Genomic DNA, 19,572 nt, shown 5'->3' with positions numbered 1-19,572 from the left:
GTTCGAAAACCGAAAAGTTTGCTACGTTTAGTTGAGACGCTTATCAGAGACCTAAAGATGAAAAAATATCGCCTTAGCGACGAAACCCGCCTCTGGCAATGGAAAAACGGCGAAACTACCCGCTCCGTCACGCTGCGGCAGATTATCGCGACAGTGGATTTTAACGACGTGACGGCCGGCACGAAAGGCGGCTGGGTTGACGATGAGCGCGCCCTCGCGCAGGACGGCGACTGTTGGATCTACGACGAAAACAGCGTGGTGTTCGCCGGTGCAACCGTGTCCGGCAACGCGCGTCTTACCCTGCCGTGCATCGTTAGTCACGATGCGAATATCAGCGGCAGCTGCTGGCTGGACGCGGCAGAAGTCAGCCACGGCGCGCGTATAAGTGACAACGTCACCATTCAGCACTCCTGCGTAAGGGGCGAGTGCCATCTCTACGGCGACGCCCGCATTCTGCACAACAGCGTTATCATCGCCGCCAAAGGGCTGACGCCGGACCATGACCAGATCCTGCAAATCTACGATAAGGCCACCGTCAGCCAGTCGCGCATTGTGCACCAGGCGCAAATCTACGGCGAAGCGATGGTGAATTTTGCCTTTGTTGAGCACCGCGCCGAAGTATTCGACAACGCCATCCTCGAAGGTAACGACTTAAATAACGTCTGGGTCTGCGACTGCGCAAAGGTCTATGGCAATGCCCGCGTGATTGCCGGTTATGACGAGGATGCTATTCCGACGGTGCGCTACAGCTCTCAGATTGCGGAGAATGCCGTGGTGGAGGGAAACTGCGTCATCAAGCACCACGTTCTGATTGGCGGTCAGGCATGGCTGCGCGGCGGGCCGATCATGCTGGACGATAAGGTGGTGATCCAGGGACGCGCGCGGATCAGCGGAGATGTGCTCATTGAGCACCGGGTTGAAATCACAGATGATGCGGTCATTGAAGCCTTTGCCGGGGAGAGCATTCACCTGCGCGGCGAAAAGGTGATTAACGGCGACCAGCGCATCACCCGCACCCCGCTGCTGGGAGCGTTATAGGGCGTAGATCTTCCCGTAGATATTCACATCGTCAAAGCGACCGTTCAGGTATTCCGCTTCCCGCAGGCACCCTTCCAGCGTAAAACCGTTGCGTACGGCAACGCTGTTGCTGTGCTGATTCGCCACCCGACACTTGATCACAAAACGGCGGATCTCCCCACGTTCGACGTAGTAGCGCATAAACGCCTGCAGTGACCGGGAGAGAATGCCCTGCCCCTGATGGCCTTCATCCAGCCAGTAGCCGATATAGCCGGTTTTGTTGGTCGGTTCAATCGTGTTGAACGACAGCACGCCAACCAGCGCATCATACTTGAAGATCAGAAACATTTTGGCGTAGCCGCGCTGGTGCAGCATCTGGTTACTTTGCACGTTGCGGCGGGTATCGTCCTCGCTGCCCACGTGCTGCGCCCAGTCAAAGGCGGTTTGCAGAAAGGTTTTGTTTTTGACGACGAGATTATGCAGATCGGCGGCGTAGCGCTCTTCGACGGCGCGAAGCTCGAGAGCGTCAGATACCGGGATAATTTCGGATTTTGCTGCGGTCATTGCCCCTCACCCTAACCCTCTCCCAAAGGGAGAGGGAATCGATCGTTAACGCATTATCCGGTCGTCAACGTAGTTACGTTTATCCGGCGCTGGCGGGAAATACTGGTACAGCCAGGTTTCACTGATGGCATCGCCCTGGCAGCGCAGGAACAGGCGCATATCCACCGGCTCCGTCGAATCCGAGGTTGGGTACCAGTCAAACAGGATGCGATAGCCGTCAAACGGCTCAACGTAGAGGATCTCAACCTGCTTCGCTTCACCGCTGGAGAGCGTAATCACCGGCTCGATGCCTTTTGGCGCAGCGGCCTTGAGGTCGCCACCGACGAAGTCGATAGCAAAGCGACGGGCCCACACTTTCGGGTAATTTTCGCCCGGTGCCCAGCCTTCCGGGAAGCCGCCCATGCCGGTACGGGTGGCGAAGACGTTGGCCAGCGGAGAACGCACCGGCGGCATTGCGCTCCAGTACAGACGATATTTAAAGTCCAGCTCGTCGCCCGCCTTCACCGCTTTTTCCGGCTGCCAGAAGCAGACCACGTTATCCAGCGTTTCGCCGGTGGTCGGGATCTCCATCAGGCCAACCGCGCCTTTACCCCAGTCGTTACGCGGTTCAACCCACAGGCTCGGGCGTTTGTTATACCAGCCCATCACGTCCTGATAGTGCGAGAAATCGCGGTCGAGCTGCAGCAGGCCGAACCCTTTCGGGTTTTTGTCCATATAGGCGTTAAACTGCAGCTTCTGCGGGTTGTTCAGCGGACGACAGATCCACTCCCCGTTGCCGCGCCACATTGCCAGGCGGTCGGAGTCATGAATTTGCGGGTGAATGGTGTCACACATGCGGCGTTCGTTATTGCCGCAGCTGAACATGCTGGTCATCGGCGCGATGCCGAGCTGCTTGATGTCCTTCCGCGCATAGAGATGGTTTTCCACCTCCATAATCACCTGGCTCTTCTCGCAGTGGATCACGAATTTATAGGCGCCGGTGATGCTCGGGCTGTCCAGCAGCGTGTAGACGGTAAAAGTCGTGTCGCCGGGCTTGACGGTTTCAAACCAGAAGGCGGTAAAGTCCGGGAACTCTTCCGGCGTGTCGGTAAAGGTGTCTACCGCCAGACCGCGCGCGGAAAGGCCGTACTGGTAGGTGTCATCTACCGCGCGGAAATAGCTCGCGCCCAGGAAAGAGACAATATCGCGACGCGCCAGCTCAGGCGCCTTAAAGGCGCGGAATCCCGCAAAGCCGAGATCGCTTTGCCCTTCCAGCTGTTTGGTATCCACACCCGTTTCACCGTAGCTGAACAGCTCCGGACGGAAGTGGATCTCGCGCGCCATAGAGGTCGACTGGTCCAGCGAGAACATCCGCACGCGGCGACGGAACCCCATCCCCATATGGAAGAACTGCACGTCCAGCTGACGCCCTTCAATGTTGTTCCACAGTGACTGTTTTTCATCGTAGCGGATGGCGTTATACGCCTGCGGCGTCATGGTTGCCAGCGTGTCCGGCAGCGGACGCGGCGCGCCACCCCACGGGGTTTTCGCCAGGTCATGCGCCATGGATTGCAGTACGGAGAAGTCAAAACGACGGCTCTGGCCGTCAGCAATGTCAGAGTCGGCAGCGTATGCCGCTTTGGAAAACAGGGAAGCAAGGCCAGATGTGCCGCTCAGGGCTGCCACTGCCAGCGAGCCTTTTAGAAAACGTCTGCGATTCATGCCTGGAAAAACGTCCTTATGGTCGTGTGAATGTGTTTCGCGCTCGGCGAAATGACGGCAAGAAAGAACGCACAGCCTAAACAAAAATGGTTAAGAATCCAATTGTTGGCCGGTGATTATATGAACAAAGTGAGAAATATTTTCTGTCGACCAGAACGGCCCGAAAGTGGTGTAAAAAACAGTAAATACACAAAATCATTCATGCTGGATCAAGGCGGCAAGTCTGAGAATCCCCAGGAGCTTACTTAAGTAAGTGACTGGGGTGAACAGACGTAGCCAACGCAGAGGCAGCTTGAAGGATGAAGTGTATTAAAAATGCCCCGGCGCGACATCGTTCGCCGGGGCTAATGAGGCGGTTATTTTACGCTGACATCGATACCCGGGAAGTACTTATCAGCGAGTTTAGCGATCGTGCCGTCGGCACGTACTTTATCGATCGCGGCATCAAGCTGCTTTTTGGTGGCCTCGTCGCCCTTACGCAACCCAAAACCGATCCCACTGCCGAGGATAGTGTCGTCAGACACCGGTTTGCCGATGAAGCCAAACCCTTTCCCCTGCGGCTTGCTGAGGAAACCTGCCTGCCCGGCCGCGGACATGACCAGCGAGGCGTCGATACGGCCATTCAGCAGATCGCCCCAGGCCATATTCTGATCTTTATAAGACACCACGGTGACACCCTGCTTTTCCCAGTGCTCTTTGGCATAGGTTTCCTGGATGGATCCCTGCAGCACGCCGATGGTTTTGCCCTTCAGCCCTTCTGGGGTAGCCTCAACCGCCGTGCCGGCCTTGCCGACCAGCTGCGACGGAATACGGTAGATCGGTTGGGTAAAATCAATGCTCTTGCGGCGCTGCTCGGTGATGTTCATCGCCGAGTTGATGGCGTCAAATTTCTTCGCCACCAGGCCCGGGATCAGCGCATCAAAGGAGGTTTCAACCCAGCTGCACTTCAGCGCTGCCGCTTTGCAGATGGCATTCCCCAGCTCAACGTCAAACCCTTCCAGTTCGCCCGCCGCATTGCGGCTCTCAAACGGCGGATATTCCGCTTCCAGACCGTAACGCAGCTCGGTGGCCGCGAAGGAAGAAAAAGTACACAGCAATCCCATGCCGACAACTAACGCGCGTAATTTCATCTACAACTCCTCAGCGTGGTTTAACCCGACACAGGGCCTGGGCACCTGCCCGTAACGTCGCCTCATCTTTCGCAAAAGAGAGACGAATCAATTTATTATCCGTACCGTCCGCATAAAACGCCGACAGCGGAATGGTGGCAACGCCGTACTCAACGATCAGCCGTTTCACTAGCTCGCTGTCGCGCTCGTCGCTGAACTGGCTGTAGTCCGCCAGCATGAAGAACGATCCGGCGCTCGGCAGCAGCGTAAACGGCGAATCGGCCAGCAGGCTGTGCAGCAGATCGCGCTTGCGCTGGTAAAACGCCGACAGCGACAGCCAGGTTTGCGGGTCGAGCATGTGCTCAGCAAACGCGTGCTGCATTGGCGTATCGGCAGAAAACATTAAAAATTGATGCACTTTACAAATCTCGTCCATCAGTACCGCCGGTGCAACACAGTAACCCACGCGCCACCCGGTGACGTGATAGGTTTTTCCGAAAGAGGAAATAATCACGCTGCGCTCCGCCAGCTGCGGGTGCGTGGCCATCCCGTGATGCGGCTCGCCGTCAAAAACGACGTGTTCGTACACTTCGTCAGACAAAATAATGATGTCGGTATTGCGCGTCAGCGCCGCCAGCTGCTGCAGGTCACTGGCGGAGAAGACCTGACCGCTCGGGTTGTGCGGCGTGTTGATGATGATCATGCGCGTGCGCGGGGTGATCGCAGCGCGAACCTCATCCCAGTTGACGGTAAAATCCGGCACGGTGAGCTTGATGGCAATCGGGGTTGCCCCCTGAAGACGGACAATCGGCGCATAGCTGTCAAAGGACGGCTCAAAGTAGATCACCTCATCGCCAGGGTGCACCAGCCCGCTAATCGCCGAATAAAGCCCTTCGCTGGCGCTGGCGGTCACCAGCACCTCGCTGGCAGGGTCGTACTGCGTGCCGTAGAGCGTGGCAATTTTATCGGCAATACGTTCCTTGAGCGGCTGTAGACCGGTCATCGACGCGTACTGGTTATGCCCTGCCTCCATTGCGCGGGTGACGCCCGCAATCAGCTTCGGGTCGCAGGAAAAATTCGGTGCGCCCTGAGAAAGGTTAATCGCGTTATGCTGCGCCGAGAGCTGGCCGATAACGGTAAAAATAGTGGTTCCCACATCCGGCAGTTTGGAGCGCGTTTGCACAGGCGTTCGTAAAGTCATCCTCTTTCCCTTCTCATGGACATTGCATAACTATTCAAACAACATCTGTGCTGTCGGGACAATCGAATTGTTGTCATAATAGCCATGAGAAAAATGCATAGCTGAGGTGTTTTCTATGTCACGCCGTTCGCTCCCCCTTAATGCCATCGACGCTTTTTTAGTCACCGCGCGTCACCTCAATCTTACCCATGCCGCGGCGGAACTGTGTCTGACGCAGGGGGCCGTGAGCCGTAAGATTGCCTCCCTTGAGGCGTGGTTTGGCTTTCCGCTTTTTGAACGCCACGCGCGCGGGCTGCGCCTCTCACCGCAGGGCAGCGCCCTGCTTCCGGAGCTGCAGTCCGCTTTCGAGCAGCTGCTGTCCGTGGCCGACCAGGCCCGCAGCCAGCACACCGTGATCCGTCTGAAGGCCCCCACCTGCGCCATGCGCTGGCTGGTGCCGCGCCTGCTGGAGGTGGAGCGCGAGCATCCGGATCTGCAGATCGCGCTGACCACCACCACCGATCACAACGTCAATTTCAAAACCGAATCTTACGACGCGGCCATTGTGTTCGGCACGCACATGAGCGCAGGCGATTTGCTGTTCGAAGAGGCGCTCACGCCGGTGTTCAGCCCGGTGCGGGCAGGTGCTGCGCTGGGTTCGCTGACGTTTCTGCACCCGACAAGGGACAAGACAGACTGGTCGCTGTGGCTGACGAAACAGGAAGGTCCGGGCTTTGCCATGCATAAAAATCAACACTTCGATACGATGGATCTCGCCATTACGGCCGCCATTCAGGGGCTCGGCGTCGCCATCGCCGACGAAACGCTGGTGGCAGAAGATATTCACGCGGGAAGGCTGGTACGGCCCTATGAGACAAGCATAAAAACCGGCGCAAGCTACCGGCTGGTGCTGCGCGAAACGCCAGGCGAGGAAAATGGACTGGCGGCGTTTCGCGCCTGTTTGCTTAATCGAGGCTGACGTGGTGCTTCATCACCCGTTTGAAGAGGCTCATGCGGGCGCGCATAAAGCGGTTTTCAAGCCTGAAAGCTGCATGTTTATTCACACCAATGCGTAACAGAACGTCCCGCCCTTTACGGCACGCGGGCCAGTGCGTCGGCCCGGGCAGGATGTCGCGACGACCCGCGTCACGCGCAAAGCTCACCCAGTAATCCGCCACCTGGGCAGCAAACTGCAGATCTCGCTCATTGACGTACTGTCGTGAAGGCTCCACCTGACCGAGCGTATCGAAGACGTAGGGAACTTCGTTGCCGTGCCAGGCACCGTTGATGTACGTGGCATGTTCCGCCTCTGCGACATAGTCAAACCAGTAACGCCAGCACAACCCACCGACGCGCTGCTGGGCCTGCATCACCACGTAGCCCATCGTGGTAAACGCCATGTCGCGACACACCTGCCTGCCCAGTTCTTCATCGCCCTTCACGCCCGGGTAGAGCAGCTTAATCAGCCCCAGCCCGAAGCGGCGCTCCCGGCGAAGCTTCTGAATTTGTCCGGCGAGATCGATGCCAAACACCGCCATCACGCTGGCTTCATCGCTGTTGGAGCCAATCATCACCGGCACCGGATGCTGACGGGCGGCGAAAAAGACGTCAAGCATGGCTTCCGGCAGAACACAGTCTCCTGCGATAGGCGCCGGAGCGACGTTCAGCGGCGCGGTGAGCGGCCAGAACGCCTCGGGCGGAATGGCGCGCAGCTGCCCGGCGGTCGCATTTTCCAGCCCGAAATGGGCGGCCAGCGCTTCCCCTTTTTGCAGCGCCTGCTCGCGCGGCGTGTCCGGTAAGGTGTATCCGCTTTGCACAATCGCCTTGTGGAACAATCCTGCTGCCAGCGGAGAGGCCAGCAGCGAGAGCACGCTCCGCGCGCCAGCGGATTCGCCAAACAGGGTCACATTGGCGGGATCGCCGCCAAACCCGGCGATGTTATCCCGCACCCATTCGAGCGCGGCGATCTGATCCAGCAGGGCAAAATTATGCACCACGCGCCCTTCCTCACCTTCCAGCGCGGGATGGGCGAAAAAGCCGAGATGGCCGAGACGGTAGTTGATCGTGACCACAACCACGCCGCGCGTGGCCAGCGCTTTGCCGTTATACGGCGGCAGGCCTCCGGCACCAATCGTAAACCCGCCTCCGTGCAGCCAGACCATAACCGGAAGCGGCTCGGTCCGCTCTGCGGGAGACCAGACGTTAAGGTAGAGGCAATCTTCGGAAAACTGGCCCGGATCGCCGCCGCCTAGCTCCTGACAATACTCGCTGCTTTGCCAGCTTGAGGGCGAAAATGCCGTGGCCTCGCGCAGCCCATCCCAGCGTTCAGGCGGCCGGGGCGAGCGCCAGCGCCACTCCCCCACGGGCGGCGCGGCGTAGGGAATACCGCACCAGACGTGGACGTTTTCATCGGTTAAACCAGACAGTGCGCCCTGGCGCGTTTCAACCACAGGGGCGGAAGGATTTTGCATAACGACCTTATTGTTTCCATCACACCCCTGCAGAGTAACGATTTCAGAACAAACCGCAACGCTGTTTGCTGCGCGTTTCAGCCTCCTGATAGAGCGTAAACTCGTCATACACCGGGCATCCCAGCGCGTCTTCAAACGCATCGCGGCTGGCGTTACCGTGACTGCGGGCCTGGGTTTCGTTCCCGAGATTGGACTGGAAAATTCCCGCGGCGCTGACCGGGAGGAAATCTTCGTAGGTGATCGGCTGGGCAACCACCCATCCGCGCTCGATCAGCGGCTGCGGATCGTCGCCCGGACGAAACGCATGCCGATGCGCTTCCCCGGCTGGCGTCAGGCGGTAGCGGAAATAAGCCAGCTCCTGACGGCGCATGAGCATTTCGCTGTCCGGGAAGGCGCTAAAGATCTCCCGCAGATGCAGCTGATGGGTCAGGTTATCTTTACCGGTACCGGCCTGGGCGAGGAGGCTATCGTACAGTTCACGGCCTTTCGGGGTCAGCGCCACGCCGCGCTGTTCAATCTCACCGAAGCGCGCGGTGTGGGTGCCTTTATGTTCACCGGCAAACAGCACCGGCTCTTCCAGCGCCTTGAAGCTGGTTTGACGCAATAAGACGGGCACCTCGCGACGCGGCGGACCTTCGATCAGAATTTTTGGCTCGATGCCGTACTTCGGCATCAGCTCCTGCACCCGGTCAATGTCCAGCGTGCGCGGCGTGAGGTGGTTAATGTGGCAGCCCGGGAAGCAGACCACGTCGGCAATCAGACGGTGCTCGTTGTGCAGCGCCAGATAGGTTTCCTGATCGACCGTCGCATGGCGGTGCCAGCGGAAGGTTTCTAACGCTTCCTGCACAAATTCGTGCGCCTGTGCGTCAGTAAACTGCCCTTCCGACTCGTGGAGGTCGATCAGTTCCAGGCAGCGCGGGGTGAAGATGTTGCGGTGAGACAGGATCTCCGTGGCCCGCTCGCGCAGCGCGACGTTTTCAATCAGCTCAAGACGCAGCAGCGAGGTAAAGATACGAAACGGATTTCGGCACAGCGCCGCATCCTCTATCGGACGAAACGCCGTTGAGTGGACGGGCACCCCCGCCTGAGAGAGATCGTAATAGCTGACCGGGTACATACCCATAATGGCAAACATACGGCGCAGGGTTAAAAGTTCCTGTGCCGTGCCGACGCGGATCGCCCCGTGACGCTCCACGTTCAGGCGCGCAAGCTCATCGGCGTTAGCCAGTTGCTCATGTAATAGTGGATTATTTTCCAGAACCGCCAGGTTTACGTCCGCAACCAGTTCAAGCAAGGTGCCGTACTGCGGAACTTCCTGCTGGTACATCGCCGACATAGCCTGCGAAAAGTGTTCCCGAATGTCATCAGCCGTGATGGTGTTCGCCATGATGTCATGCCTCCAGTGAATATTACCTGGAGTGTAGAGAAACCCGTTCCTTCCGGGGGGAAGAATTTCTGAATTGTGATCTTAAGACGACAGTGGTCAAACCGTGTGCTATCAGGCCCCTGAACAGCGCCTAACGGAACCGCCCTTTCAGCCTGAACGCTTTTATCCAGGATTTTCCTTATAATTATTTAGGGTTCCGCTTTCTAGCTATAAAGGAGTATTTTTTGGCTCTCTCCTGAATGCAAATTAACCAATTCGAGTAAGCCATTATTTTCATCCTCACCTTTCAAATTTTTAGCCCGAAGTTAGGATTAATCTTAATGGTTGTTTACAAGTCCTTCCTGTCTATTCATATTTCCATTTTAAGCGAAGCGTAAATTTACAAACATTTAAAAATAACGCAACCGCAAATAGCAAAACGCATTTGACGGATGCCGCACAGCGACTAGAGTTATTACTCGAACGACGAGTGATACGGAATATTTTCGTATCGTACTGACATAACCAATATATGACTATGAGGTTTAATATGGCAGAGCATCGTGGTGGTTCCGGTAATTTCGCTGAAGACCGTGAAAAAGCATCAGAAGCTGGACGTAAAGGTGGCCAGCATAGCGGTGGGAACTTTAAAAACGATCCGCAACGCGCTTCTGAAGCGGGTAAGAAAGGAGGACAGAACAGTCACGGCGGAGGCCGTAAATCTGATAACTCCTGATCTTATTTAATACTCTTTTAATAAAACCAGAGAGCATGCTGCGGGCTGAAAAGCTCGCAGTACCCTTTCTTTATTTTACCGGAGCGTAATTATTATGAATATGAAAAGCGTCGAGGATGTCTTTATTCATCTTCTGTCGGACACCTACAGCGCAGAAAAGCAGCTTACCCGTGCGTTAAGCAAACTTGCCCGCGCCGCCTCCAGCGAGAAGCTGAGCGCCGCTTTTACCGCACACCTTGAGGAGACGCAGGGTCAGATCGAACGTATCGACCAGATCGTCGAGCAGGAAGACGGTATCAAGCTTAAGCGCATGAAGTGCGTGGCGATGGAAGGCTTAATTGAAGAAGCCAACGAAGTCATCGAAAGCACGGAAAAAAATGAAGTACGTGATGCCGCACTTATTGCCGCCGCGCAAAAAGTCGAACATTACGAAATTGCCAGCTACGGTACCCTTGCCACATTAGCAGAACAACTGGGCTATAAAAAAGCCGTTAAGCTTCTTGCCGAAACGCTGGAAGAAGAAAAAGAGACCGACCTTAAACTCACCGACCTGGCCGTAGGAAATATTAACCAAAAAGCGCAGAAATGACGCAATAATACAGGTTAAATAAAATGAGCATCAGTCCCAGGACAATTAAAAGGTGCCATTTAGCGGCAGCCATAATATGGTTCATTCTCGCCATTCCCTCCGTAATTTGGTGGAAGAACAGCGTGCTATGGGTCATTATTATCAGCATTTACGCCAATATTGTCGGCCATTTATCTGGCTACAGTGCCGCGCGTGCCGATCAGGCTGCTGAAAGTGAGACCAAATAAGCGAACCCCTAATGAGGATACAATGATGAATCACGTAGAACACTACCATGACTGGCTACGCGATGCCCATGCGATGGAAAAGCAAGCCGAATCTATGCTGGAATCCATGGCCAGCCGTATCGATAATTATCCTGATGTTCGCGCCAGAATTGAGCAGCATATTAATGAGACAAAACGGCAAATTACATTGCTGGAAGAAATCCTCGACCGTAATGATATTTCTCGTTCGGTTTTAAAAGATTCGATGAGCAAAATGGCGGCGCTCGGGCAGTCCATTGGCGGCATGTTCCCGTCGGATGAAATCGTTAAGGGGTCGATCAGCGGCTATGTTTTCGAACAATTTGAAATAGCCTGTTATACCTCCCTGCTCGCGGCGGCTAAGAAAGCAGGCGACACGGCCTCGGTACCTGCCATCGAGACGATTCTGGCCGAAGAACGCGAAATGGCCGACTGGCTGATTCGCCATATTCCGCAGACCACGGAACAGTTCCTGCTGCGTTCAGACGCATCGGGCGTCGAAGCAAAAAAATAATCAGGGAGAATCGCCATGTTCCGACACGTCAAACAGCTGCAATATACGGTTCGCGTTGCCGAACCGAACCCAGGCCTCGCCAACCTTTTACTGGAACAGTTCGGTGGGCCTCAGGGCGAACTGGCTGCCGCCTGCCGGTACTTTACGCAAGGATTGAGCGATGACGATCCGGGCCGTAAAGATATGCTGATGGATATCGCCACCGAGGAGCTAAGCCACCTCGAAATCATCGGTACCCTGGTCGGCATGCTGAATAAAGGCGCCAAAGGCGCGCTGGCGGAAGGGGTGGAAAACGAGGCCGAGCTGTATCGCTCCATGACCGAAAACGGCAATGACAGCCACATCACCTCCCTGCTCTACGGTGGCGGCACCCCGCTCACTAACTCGGCGGGCGTGCCCTGGACGGCGGCCTACGTCGACACCATCGGCGAGCCGACGGCGGACCTGCGCTCAAACGTGGCAGCAGAGGCCAGAGCGAAAATCATCTATGAACGGCTGATCAACGTGACCGACGATCCCGGCGTAAAGGATGCCCTGGCTTTTCTGATGACGCGCGAGGCGGCGCACCAGCTCTCCTTTGAGAAGGCGCTGCAGTCCATCCGTAATAATTTCCCACCGGGAAAATTGCCGCCAATCGAGGAATTCACCAACAAGTACTACGATATGTCTGAAGGTGGAGAGGTTCGCGGAAGCTGGAACAGCGATAAACATTTCGATTACGTTGAGTCCCCCCAGCCTGCGGTTGACGGCGGTGATGGCAGCGCAAGCGTCACGCTCACGACCGAACAGGCAACCCTGGTCAAGGCGATGTCTGCCCGCACGAAGTCCGATCCACATTCTGACCCGCTGACCGGTGCCGAGCTGGGTGCCGGTAAGACTAAACCGTAATCGGTTTTGCCGGGCAGCCATAAACTGCCCGGCAATTCTCGTGCCCCATCGTTTCAGAGGTACGGACCATGTTCGAACTCGACGCGTTCCATCTGGCCAGAATTCAGTTCGCTTTTACCGTCTCGTTTCATATCCTTTTTCCTGCGATCACCATCGGCCTCGCCAGCTATCTGGTGGTGCTGGAGGGCATGTGGCTGCGCACCAAAAACGACGTCTGGCGATCGTTGTACCATTTCTGGCTCAAGATATTTGCCGTTAACTTCGGGATGGGTGTCGTTTCCGGCCTGGTCATGGCGTACCAGTTTGGCACCAACTGGAGCGGGTTCTCACAGTTCGCGGGCAGTATTACCGGCCCTCTTCTGACCTATGAAGTGTTAACCGCCTTCTTCCTTGAGGCCGGTTTCCTTGGCGTTATGATGTTCGGCTGGAATAAGGTCGGCCCGGGCCTGCACTTCTTTTCTACCTGCATGGTGGCGCTCGGCACGCTGATGTCGACCTTCTGGATCCTCGCGTCCAACAGCTGGATGCATACGCCGCAGGGCTTCACTATCGAGAACGGACAGGTTATCCCGCAGGACTGGCTGGCGATCGTCTTTAATCCCTCTTTCCCTTATCGCCTTATTCATATGGCTATCGCCGCGTTTTTGAGCAGCGCGCTGTTTGTTGGCGCGTCGGGCGCATGGCACCTGCTGCGCGGTAACGATACCCCCGCCGTCCGCACCATGTTTTCCATGGCGATGTGGATGGCGCTGCTGGTCGCTCCCATCCAGGCGGTCGTGGGCGATATGCACGGCCTGAACACGCTAGAGCATCAGCCGGCCAAAATTGCCGCCATTGAGGGACACTGGGAAAATCCGCCGGGCGAGGCCACCCCGCTGCTGCTGTTTGGCCTGCCGGATATGGAGGAGGAGCGCACCAAATACGGTCTGGAGATCCCCGCGCTTGGCAGCCTTATCCTGACCCACAGTCTGGATAAGCAGGTCCCGGCGCTGAAGGATTTTCCGAAAGAAGATCGCCCTAATTCGACCATCGTCTTCTGGTCGTTCCGCGTCATGGTCGGGATGGGGCTGCTGATGATTACCCTCGGGCTGATTAGCGTCTGGCTGCGCTATCGTCATCGACTTTTCCACTCTCGCCCGTTCCACTGGTTTGCCCTCTGCATGGGGCCTGCCGGGCTGCTGGCGCTGCTCGCCGGCTGGGTCACCACCGAGGTGGGCCGTCAGCCGTGGGTGGTCTACGGCTATCTGCGCACCATCGACGCGGTATCGCTGCACAGCACCCTGCAGATGAGCATCAGCCTGCTGGCGTTCTTCGTCGTCTACTCGTCGGTGTTTGGGGTGGGCTATGTTTACCTCATCCGGCTGATTAAGAAAGGACCGCAGCCTGTCGATACGCTGACGTCAAACACCTCGGGCACACCCGCCCGTCCGCTGTCTGCCGCTGAGTCTGTTCCTGAACAGGAGAGAAACTGATGGGCGTCGATATCTCAGTTATCTGGTTTGCCATCATCGTCTTTGCCACGCTGATGTACATCATCATGGACGGCTTCGATTTGGGCATCGGCCTGCTGTTTAACTTCGTGGGCGATGCGAAGGAGCGCGATGTGATGGTCAACAGCGTGGCGCCGGTCTGGGACGGCAACGAGACCTGGCTGGTGCTCGGCGGCGCGGGCCTTTTCGGCGCTTTTCCGCTGGCCTATGCGGTGATTATTGATGCGCTCACCATTCCTCTCACCGCGATGCTGATCGGCCTCATCTTCCGCGGCGTCGCCTTTGAGTTCCGCTTCAAAGCCACGCCGTCGCACCGCAAATTCTGGGATTACTCCTTTGCCGGCGGCTCTCTGCTCGCCACCTTCAGCCAGGGCGTGGTGGTGGGCGCCGTGATTAACGGCTTCGACGTTGAGGGGCGGCGTTTCGTCGGCTCCGCGCTTGACTGGCTCACCCCCTTTAACCTCTTCTGCGGTATCGGGCTGGTTGTGGCCTACACGCTGCTGGGCACCACCTGGCTCATTATGAAAAGCGAAGGCGCGCTGCAGGCCCGCATGCGCGAGCTGACCCGCCACGTGCTGCTGGCGCTGGTCGTGGTAATTGCGGTAGTGAGCATCTGGACGCCGCTCGGCTGGCAGTACGTGGCCGACCGCTGGTTTACCCTGCCCAACTTCGTCTGGTTCCTGCCGGTGCCTCTGCTGGTTGCGCTTTTCAGCGTGCTGATCTGGCGCCTGACCCGCAACCCGGCCAGCCACTCCCGCCCCTTCCTGCTGACGCTGGGGCTTATTTTCCTCGGGTTTAGCGGGCTCGGCATCAGCCTCTGGCCGAACATTATTCCGCCGCGCATCACCCTGTGGGAAGCCGCGGCCCCGCCTGCCAGCCAGCTGTTTATGCTGGTAGGCACGTTGCTGATTATTCCGGTGATCCTGGTGTACACCGCCTGGAGCTACTACGTCTTCCGGGGCAAAGTGTCTGATACTGAAGGCTATCACTGAGGAACGCTATGACCGACTGGCATACACGAGCCATTATTTATCAGATTGATACCGCGCTATTTTATGATTTGAACGGCGATGGCTGCGGGGACATCGCCGGGATCGCGGCCAAGCTGCGCTATATACGCCGCATGGGGGCGACGGTCATCTGGATCACCCCGTTTTACCTCACGCCCTTTCTCGATGAAGGCTACGACGTCAGCGACCACCTCCAGGTGGATCCCCGCTTCGGAAAGCTGGCCGATATCATCGCCTTTATCGAGCAGGCCCGCGAGCTGGGCATGCAGGTCATTATCGAGCTGCTGATCCAGCACACGTCGGACGCGCATCCCTGGTTCCAGCAGGCCCGCCGCAACCCGGCGTCACCCTATCGTGATTACTACCTCTGGTCGGATAACGACGAGGACGATACGCCCCCCATGTTTCCCGGCGTGGAAAAGAGCATCTGGAGCTGGGACGACGAGGCGGGACAATACTACCGGCACATGTTCTATCGCCACGAGCCGGATCTGAACCTCACCTCGCCCGCGGTGCTTAAAGAGATTGAAAACATCATCCTCTTCTGGCTCAAGCTGGGCGTGTCGGGATTTCGCCTCGACGCCGCGTCCCACCTCACCACCCAGGCGGGAAACGGTGATGAAAAAAAGGGTCTGTGGATCCTCGAACATATGCGGCGTCTTATCGAAGAGCGCAATCCGGACGCGATCCTGCTGGGCGAAGTTGACGTAGACGTTGAGGCCTATAAAGACTACTTCGGAAATAACGACCGTCTGAATCTGGTGCTCAATTTCTGGCTCAACAAGTATTTCTACGTCAGCCTGGCCCGCAAAAGCGCCCGCCCGCTGCGCAATGCGGTGAAGAAGATGATCGTCCCGCCTGACTCCTGCTGTTTTGCCAACTGGCTGCGCAATCACGACGAGCTGGATCTGGAAGGCATCAGTCAGAAAGACAAACAGTTTGTCCTCGATACCTTCGCCCCTGATGAGGAGATGAACGTCTATCAGCGCGGGATCCGCCGCCGCCTGGCCCCGATGCTCAACGGCGATCGGAAGCGGCTGGCGTTCTGCCACGCGGTGCTGTTTTCCCTGCCGGGTGTCCCGGTGATGCGCTACGGCGACGAGATCGGCATGGGTGACGACCTGGATCTGGAGGAGCGCTACGCCGTCCGCACGCCGATGCAGTGGGCAGGTTCGCAAGGAGGCGGTTTCTCTGCAGCCGACCCGGAAAAATTTATCGCGCCGATTATCGACCATGGCCCTTACCGCTATCAGAAAGTCAACGTCGCCGATTCGCTGCTTCACCACAACTCGCTTTTGCACCGGATCATCGATATTGCCACTACCCGCTCGGAGTTCCCCGAAATAGCCGTTGCGCCCTTTCGCCTTATCGCAATCGATGATGACGCGGTGCTGGGGCTTTATTACGAGACCGACGAGCGCAGCATCCTGACCTTCGTCAACTTCAGCGACCAGCCGGTGCAGTTCACCGCCAAAGGGATCCGCAACGCCACCTGGACCGCCTGTCTCGAGGACAAGCGCTACGATGACGCGCTGATTTGCGGTAAAACCGTTCAGCTCAGCCTTGGCGGCTACGGCTATCGCTGGTTCTGGACGCACCGTAGCGCGCTGCGCTGACTACGGTTTCCGGCGAGTTATCAGACGCGTCAGCACTATTCCCGCCACCGCGAGGGCGCCCAGGGCCACTTTCCCCGGCATGCCGGAGGTGACGGACGGCGCGCGGGTTTTCGCCTCGTCAGTAAAACGGCCATGGATTTTATGCAGATCGTTAACCGGCTGGTCGAGGTAGTCCCGGCGATCCGGCACGTTGAGATCGTCGGTCATCTGGCCTTCCCACGCCTTTTTCACCATCAGCCGGTCAAGAAAACCGGGGAAGAAAAATTGCCCGACGATTGACTGGATGGTGCTGCTGCCAACCCACAGCTCGCGCACCGGCTTTTGCGCCACCCTGAAGATGGCGCTGGCGGCCACCTCAGGCTCAAAGACCGGCGGCACCGGGCGCATCGCCCAGGCGAACTTGTTCCTCGCCCATTCGAACTGCGGGGTATTGAGCCCCGGCATCTGGACCATCGAAAGCTGAACCCGGCTGTTCTCATGCATCAGCTCGGTACGCACCGCATCGGTGAACCCACGGATCGCCGCTTTTGCCCCGCAGTAGGCTGACTGCAGCGGAATGGAACGGTAGGCCAGCGCGGAGCCCACCTGGATAATCACCCCCCTGTCGCGCGGAACCATAAGTTCGAGCGCGGCGCGAGTGCCGTTCACGTAGCCGAGGTACGTCACCTCAGTCACGCGCCGAAACTCGTCCGGCGTGAGGGTACGAAACGGCGCCAGAATGGCCCCCATCGCGTTGTTCACCCAGACATCAATCGCGCCGAGGCGATACTCAATTTCGTTAGCGGCATCCACCACCGCCTGGCTGTCGGCGACGTCCGCCTGCACGGCGTGGGCATTAACGCCAAAGCGCCGTAGCTCCTCCTGGGTAGAGTGCAGGCTGGCCTCATCGCGGGCGATGAGCCCCACGTCGTAACCCGCCTTTGCAAAGTGCAGCGCCGTGGCTTTTCCCACGCCCGCCGTCCCGCCGGTAATCACTATGACAGCCATAGAACCTCCACGTGAGTTTATCCGTTATTCCCGTCTGACAAGGTTGTCACCAGTTCAGCCAGCGAGTAATGCACCGCTTTTTCGACCACGTCCTGACAGTCACCGGAGAAAAGCACGGTGCGGGTCTTCGTCTCGCCGCGTATGTTCCACGCGAAGCAGACCGTCCCCGCCGCCGTGCCGTCGTCGCCCCCTTCCGGACCCGCGTAGCCGCTGATGGCGATGCTGATATCGGCCTGGGCGATGTCGCGGATGCTGGCGGCCATCTCGGTAACCGTCTGTTCGCTCACGGCCGTAAACCGCTCCAGCGTCTCGGGACGCACGCCGAGGATCCGCGCTTTAGCTTCATCGCTGAACACGACCAGCCCAACATCATAAAATTCGGCGGTGTTTTCCTCTGCGCAAAGCGCCACCGAGAGCTTTCCGCCCGTGCAGGATTCTGCGGTGGTTAAGCGAAGCCCGAGATCGGTTAATTTGCTCGCCAGCTTTTTCGTCAGTTCACCCGCGGTATTATTGCCGTCGTGAAAAAGATTGCTCATCTTGCCGCCTCTTATTTCTCGAAAGGAATGATTGAAATATGACCATTGCGCTCAAGTATGGCATATTTAATGTCGCTTATTTCCGTAATACCATTATTTTGACGCGCTGACACCAGAATATCATCACAGGACACGTCAACTTTTTTCAGCTTATCGGCTAACGGCACGCCGTTCTCGACAAGAATAACAGGAGTACCATCCAGAATATTCTCTACTGGCGAAAAATATTTCTTCATCAGCCCGAATATAATATCCACTACCACTAGCGTGGTAATGGTAATCATCGCGCCGGTGACGGAAAAATCTTGTCCGAGAAGCGCCTGCTGTGTGGCTTCACTAATTATCAGGAGCAGAATGAGATCGAAGCTGGTCATCTGCAGCAGCGCGCGACGCCCGGCCACTTTAAATACCACCACGAGGAACAGATAAATAGCCAGCGCGCGAAAGACCATATCCATATCAGCCTCCTACGGGTAAATAAATTGCCAGATGTTAATCTCCGGCTCGCTATTGACGCGGATGACGGTGTTCCATTTACCGGCTCTGGAAGGTGTCGTGAAGAGTAACACGGAGAAGCGGTCGGATTTTTTCAGGTTGTTATAGACAAAAAAGAGGGTCTTCCCGCGGCTGAACATAGCGTCCGGCTGCGGCCAGACGCTGCCGGGCTCATACGCATCGCTGCTCTCGCTGGTCATACTGAGGACATACTTCCCCTCGCTCTGCACCGGAAACGCGAGCGCCATCCGCGTCTCTGTCTCCCGTCGTCCAAAGCGTTCATAGTCTATGGTCAATGATTTAGCGGAATTCGTTTTGACCGTGTCGCTGACCATTCCGCTGGAAAACAGACCGGCAATCGCCGCGACGATAATACCCAGCAGAACAATAAAACCCACCTGACGAAACGCGTATTCAAACGTCAGCAAACGGTAACTCTCATCTATCCCGGGTAACTTTTCATTTTCACGCTTCATGGTCATCGTCACCGTTTCGCTTATTATCCGATAATTTTGATTTCTAACGCGAATGTTTTTAGGACTTATCACATTTGCCACATAAAGGAATAGCAACAATACTTAATAAGTCAAGACACGCAAAATGAAGGATATCGGATGAAATTATCACTTGTTTCCGCTTTATTGATATTTCTGGTTCCGGCCGCATGGGCAGATAATAACGGGGGTTTACAAAAAGGCGAAGCACCACCGCCTCCCCACGCGCTTGATAGCGGATATCGCGGAACCGACGACGCGCGTATTATGACCATCAGGCAGGCAAAAGAATTGCACGATGGTGCGACAATTTCATTACGCGGTAATCTTATTGACGGTAGCGGCGATAAGTTTGTATTTCAGGATAAAACCGGAAAAATCGACGTTATTATTCCCCAGGCAGTCTTCGACGGCAGAACGGTAAAACCCGACCAGATGATCAGTATCAACGGTTCGCTTGATAAAAAATCCTCTCCTGCCGTCGTCCGTGTCGATCGTTTGCAGAAATAATTCAGCGAAGCGTTAACGCTGCAGTTATCCATCAAATCTCACCCCTTGGCTTAA

General features: G+C 56.7%; 21 protein-coding genes. 11 read left to right on the top strand and 10 right to left on the bottom strand.

Annotated features, from left to right (window positions below; all coding sequences use genetic code 11):
• Positions 1 to 57 precede the first annotated feature (57 nt).
• Entirely contained in the window at positions 58 to 1,038 is a 981-nt protein-coding gene (gene ydcK / locus EnteroDNA1_RS02920; protein ID WP_069302810.1) for a YdcK family protein, read from the top strand.
• On the opposite strand, the gene rimL is transcribed toward ydcK, so the two are convergent.
• The 4 genes from rimL to EnteroDNA1_RS02895 all read right to left on the bottom strand — a co-directional run bounded on the left by rimL (position 1,033) and on the right by EnteroDNA1_RS02895 (position 5,592).
• Complete coding sequence (gene rimL, locus EnteroDNA1_RS02915) at positions 1,033 to 1,581, bottom strand: 50S ribosomal protein L7/L12-serine acetyltransferase (protein WP_058840616.1); 549 nt, start codon at positions 1,579 to 1,581, stop codon at positions 1,033 to 1,035. The genes ydcK and rimL overlap by 6 nt on opposite strands.
• A 45-nt stretch (positions 1,582 to 1,626) precedes the next feature.
• The gene (locus EnteroDNA1_RS02910) at positions 1,627 to 3,282 is read right to left on the bottom strand and encodes a glucan biosynthesis protein D (protein ID WP_033145508.1); all 1,656 of its coding nucleotides are present in this window, start codon (positions 3,280 to 3,282) and stop codon (positions 1,627 to 1,629) included.
• 356 nt (positions 3,283 to 3,638) lie between these two features.
• Positions 3,639 to 4,412, bottom strand: coding sequence for a transporter substrate-binding domain-containing protein (locus EnteroDNA1_RS02900; RefSeq protein ID WP_025756391.1), 774 nt, complete (start codon positions 4,410 to 4,412; stop codon positions 3,639 to 3,641).
• Between the two features lie 10 nt (positions 4,413 to 4,422).
• On the bottom strand, positions 4,423 to 5,592 hold the full coding sequence (locus tag EnteroDNA1_RS02895) for a pyridoxal phosphate-dependent aminotransferase (protein ID WP_069302809.1): 1,170 nt from the start codon (positions 5,590 to 5,592) through the stop codon (positions 4,423 to 4,425).
• Positions 5,593 to 5,707: 115 nt separating this feature from the next.
• Here EnteroDNA1_RS02895 and EnteroDNA1_RS02890 point away from each other — a divergent pair, with 115 nt between their 5' ends.
• Positions 5,708 to 6,550, top strand: coding sequence for a LysR family transcriptional regulator (locus EnteroDNA1_RS02890; protein ID WP_033145505.1), 843 nt, complete (start codon positions 5,708 to 5,710; stop codon positions 6,548 to 6,550).
• On the opposite strand, the gene EnteroDNA1_RS02885 is transcribed toward EnteroDNA1_RS02890, so the two are convergent.
• A complete protein-coding gene (locus tag EnteroDNA1_RS02885) occupies positions 6,537 to 8,042 on the bottom strand; it encodes a carboxylesterase/lipase family protein (protein WP_069302808.1) in 1,506 nt (501 codons plus the stop codon). The two genes, EnteroDNA1_RS02890 and EnteroDNA1_RS02885, sit on opposite strands and share 14 nt — an antisense overlap.
• A gap of 43 nt (positions 8,043 to 8,085) precedes the next feature.
• On the bottom strand, positions 8,086 to 9,429 hold the full coding sequence (hglS, locus tag EnteroDNA1_RS02880; protein ID WP_069302807.1) for a 2-oxoadipate dioxygenase/decarboxylase HglS: 1,344 nt from the start codon (positions 9,427 to 9,429) through the stop codon (positions 8,086 to 8,088).
• A 529-nt stretch (positions 9,430 to 9,958) separates the two neighbouring features.
• On the opposite strand from hglS, the gene EnteroDNA1_RS02875 reads away from it, so the two are divergent.
• From EnteroDNA1_RS02875 to EnteroDNA1_RS02840, 8 genes are all read left to right on the top strand, one after another.
• Positions 9,959 to 10,144 carry a general stress protein gene (locus EnteroDNA1_RS02875; protein WP_004150795.1) on the top strand — a complete coding sequence of 62 codons (186 nt, stop codon included), beginning with the start codon at positions 9,959 to 9,961 and terminating at the stop codon, positions 10,142 to 10,144.
• 94 nt (positions 10,145 to 10,238) lie between these two features.
• Entirely contained in the window at positions 10,239 to 10,733 is a 495-nt protein-coding gene (locus tag EnteroDNA1_RS02870) for a YciE/YciF ferroxidase family protein (protein ID WP_008502272.1), read from the top strand.
• Positions 10,734 to 10,756: 23 nt separating this feature from the next.
• On the top strand, positions 10,757 to 10,960 hold the full coding sequence (locus tag EnteroDNA1_RS02865; protein WP_008502273.1) for a hypothetical protein: 204 nt from the start codon (positions 10,757 to 10,759) through the stop codon (positions 10,958 to 10,960).
• A gap of 25 nt (positions 10,961 to 10,985) precedes the next feature.
• Positions 10,986 to 11,492 (top strand): ferritin-like domain-containing protein, encoded by a 507-nt coding sequence (locus tag EnteroDNA1_RS02860; RefSeq protein WP_014831871.1) that lies wholly within the window; start codon positions 10,986 to 10,988, stop codon positions 11,490 to 11,492.
• A gap of 15 nt (positions 11,493 to 11,507) precedes the next feature.
• Complete coding sequence (locus EnteroDNA1_RS02855; RefSeq protein WP_069302806.1) at positions 11,508 to 12,380, top strand: manganese catalase family protein; 873 nt, start codon at positions 11,508 to 11,510, stop codon at positions 12,378 to 12,380.
• 68 nt (positions 12,381 to 12,448) lie between these two features.
• Positions 12,449 to 13,852 (top strand): cytochrome ubiquinol oxidase subunit I, encoded by a 1,404-nt coding sequence (locus tag EnteroDNA1_RS02850; protein WP_033145500.1) that lies wholly within the window; start codon positions 12,449 to 12,451, stop codon positions 13,850 to 13,852.
• A complete protein-coding gene (gene cydB, locus EnteroDNA1_RS02845; protein ID WP_064672478.1) occupies positions 13,852 to 14,862 on the top strand; it encodes a cytochrome d ubiquinol oxidase subunit II in 1,011 nt (336 codons plus the stop codon). Before EnteroDNA1_RS02850 ends, cydB begins: the two co-directional genes overlap by 1 nt.
• Positions 14,863 to 14,870: 8 nt before the next feature.
• Positions 14,871 to 16,496: an alpha-amylase family protein gene (locus EnteroDNA1_RS02840; RefSeq protein WP_045888404.1), complete on the top strand. Its 1,626-nt coding sequence runs from the start codon at positions 14,871 to 14,873 to the stop codon at positions 16,494 to 16,496.
• Here the strand turns inward: EnteroDNA1_RS02840 and EnteroDNA1_RS02835 are convergent, their stop codons facing one another.
• From EnteroDNA1_RS02835 to EnteroDNA1_RS02820, 4 genes are read right to left on the bottom strand one after another with little or no spacing between them, the layout of a single operon-like run.
• Complete coding sequence (locus EnteroDNA1_RS02835) at positions 16,497 to 17,483, bottom strand: SDR family oxidoreductase (RefSeq protein ID WP_069302805.1); 987 nt, start codon at positions 17,481 to 17,483, stop codon at positions 16,497 to 16,499.
• Between the two features lie 17 nt (positions 17,484 to 17,500).
• Positions 17,501 to 18,019 carry a 2-oxo-tetronate isomerase gene (locus EnteroDNA1_RS02830; protein ID WP_069302804.1) on the bottom strand — a complete coding sequence of 173 codons (519 nt, stop codon included), beginning with the start codon at positions 18,017 to 18,019 and terminating at the stop codon, positions 17,501 to 17,503.
• Between the two features lie 11 nt (positions 18,020 to 18,030).
• Positions 18,031 to 18,477, bottom strand: a complete 447-nt coding sequence (locus EnteroDNA1_RS02825) for a DUF421 domain-containing protein (RefSeq protein ID WP_023311671.1) — start codon at positions 18,475 to 18,477, stop codon at positions 18,031 to 18,033.
• Positions 18,478 to 18,486: 9 nt separating this feature from the next.
• Positions 18,487 to 18,990, bottom strand: coding sequence for a hypothetical protein (locus EnteroDNA1_RS02820; protein ID WP_064672939.1), 504 nt, complete (start codon positions 18,988 to 18,990; stop codon positions 18,487 to 18,489).
• A 138-nt stretch (positions 18,991 to 19,128) separates the two neighbouring features.
• Here EnteroDNA1_RS02820 and EnteroDNA1_RS02815 point away from each other — a divergent pair, with 138 nt between their 5' ends.
• Positions 19,129 to 19,518 carry a YdeI family stress tolerance OB fold protein gene (locus tag EnteroDNA1_RS02815; protein WP_048974692.1) on the top strand — a complete coding sequence of 130 codons (390 nt, stop codon included), beginning with the start codon at positions 19,129 to 19,131 and terminating at the stop codon, positions 19,516 to 19,518.
• Positions 19,519 to 19,572: the final 54 nt, after the last annotated feature.

Origin of the sequence: Enterobacter sp. HK169, from assembly GCF_001719105.1 — a bacterium.
GTDB classification, from domain to species: Bacteria; Pseudomonadota; Gammaproteobacteria; order Enterobacterales; family Enterobacteriaceae; genus Enterobacter; species Enterobacter asburiae_B.
The sequence above is the reverse complement of the archived record's forward strand: the minus strand, read 5'-3'. Positions and strand labels throughout refer to the sequence as shown.

Bases quoted from the DNA above. Each gene is read 5' to 3' on its own strand.
- ydcK (WP_069302810.1), top strand. From the start codon at position 58: ATGAAAAAATATCGCCTTAGCGACGAAACCCGCCTCTGGCAATGGAAA.
- rimL (WP_058840616.1), bottom strand. From the start codon at position 1,581: ATGACCGCAGCAAAATCCGAAATTATCCCGGTATCTGACGCTCTCGAG.
- EnteroDNA1_RS02910 (WP_033145508.1), bottom strand. From the start codon at position 3,282: ATGAATCGCAGACGTTTTCTAAAAGGCTCGCTGGCAGTGGCAGCCCTG.
- EnteroDNA1_RS02900 (WP_025756391.1), bottom strand. From the start codon at position 4,412: ATGAAATTACGCGCGTTAGTTGTCGGCATGGGATTGCTGTGTACTTTT.
- EnteroDNA1_RS02895 (WP_069302809.1), bottom strand. From the start codon at position 5,592: ATGACTTTACGAACGCCTGTGCAAACGCGCTCCAAACTGCCGGATGTG.
- EnteroDNA1_RS02890 (WP_033145505.1), top strand. From the start codon at position 5,708: ATGTCACGCCGTTCGCTCCCCCTTAATGCCATCGACGCTTTTTTAGTC.
- EnteroDNA1_RS02885 (WP_069302808.1), bottom strand. From the start codon at position 8,042: ATGCAAAATCCTTCCGCCCCTGTGGTTGAAACGCGCCAGGGCGCACTG.
- hglS (WP_069302807.1), bottom strand. From the start codon at position 9,429: ATGGCGAACACCATCACGGCTGATGACATTCGGGAACACTTTTCGCAG.
- EnteroDNA1_RS02875 (WP_004150795.1), top strand. From the start codon at position 9,959: ATGGCAGAGCATCGTGGTGGTTCCGGTAATTTCGCTGAAGACCGTGAA.
- EnteroDNA1_RS02870 (WP_008502272.1), top strand. From the start codon at position 10,239: ATGAATATGAAAAGCGTCGAGGATGTCTTTATTCATCTTCTGTCGGAC.
- EnteroDNA1_RS02865 (WP_008502273.1), top strand. From the start codon at position 10,757: ATGAGCATCAGTCCCAGGACAATTAAAAGGTGCCATTTAGCGGCAGCC.
- EnteroDNA1_RS02860 (WP_014831871.1), top strand. From the start codon at position 10,986: ATGAATCACGTAGAACACTACCATGACTGGCTACGCGATGCCCATGCG.
- EnteroDNA1_RS02855 (WP_069302806.1), top strand. From the start codon at position 11,508: ATGTTCCGACACGTCAAACAGCTGCAATATACGGTTCGCGTTGCCGAA.
- EnteroDNA1_RS02850 (WP_033145500.1), top strand. From the start codon at position 12,449: ATGTTCGAACTCGACGCGTTCCATCTGGCCAGAATTCAGTTCGCTTTT.
- cydB (WP_064672478.1), top strand. From the start codon at position 13,852: ATGGGCGTCGATATCTCAGTTATCTGGTTTGCCATCATCGTCTTTGCC.
- EnteroDNA1_RS02840 (WP_045888404.1), top strand. From the start codon at position 14,871: ATGACCGACTGGCATACACGAGCCATTATTTATCAGATTGATACCGCG.
- EnteroDNA1_RS02835 (WP_069302805.1), bottom strand. From the start codon at position 17,483: ATGGCTGTCATAGTGATTACCGGCGGGACGGCGGGCGTGGGAAAAGCC.
- EnteroDNA1_RS02830 (WP_069302804.1), bottom strand. From the start codon at position 18,019: ATGAGCAATCTTTTTCACGACGGCAATAATACCGCGGGTGAACTGACG.
- EnteroDNA1_RS02825 (WP_023311671.1), bottom strand. From the start codon at position 18,477: ATGGATATGGTCTTTCGCGCGCTGGCTATTTATCTGTTCCTCGTGGTG.
- EnteroDNA1_RS02820 (WP_064672939.1), bottom strand. From the start codon at position 18,990: ATGAAGCGTGAAAATGAAAAGTTACCCGGGATAGATGAGAGTTACCGT.
- EnteroDNA1_RS02815 (WP_048974692.1), top strand. From the start codon at position 19,129: ATGAAATTATCACTTGTTTCCGCTTTATTGATATTTCTGGTTCCGGCC.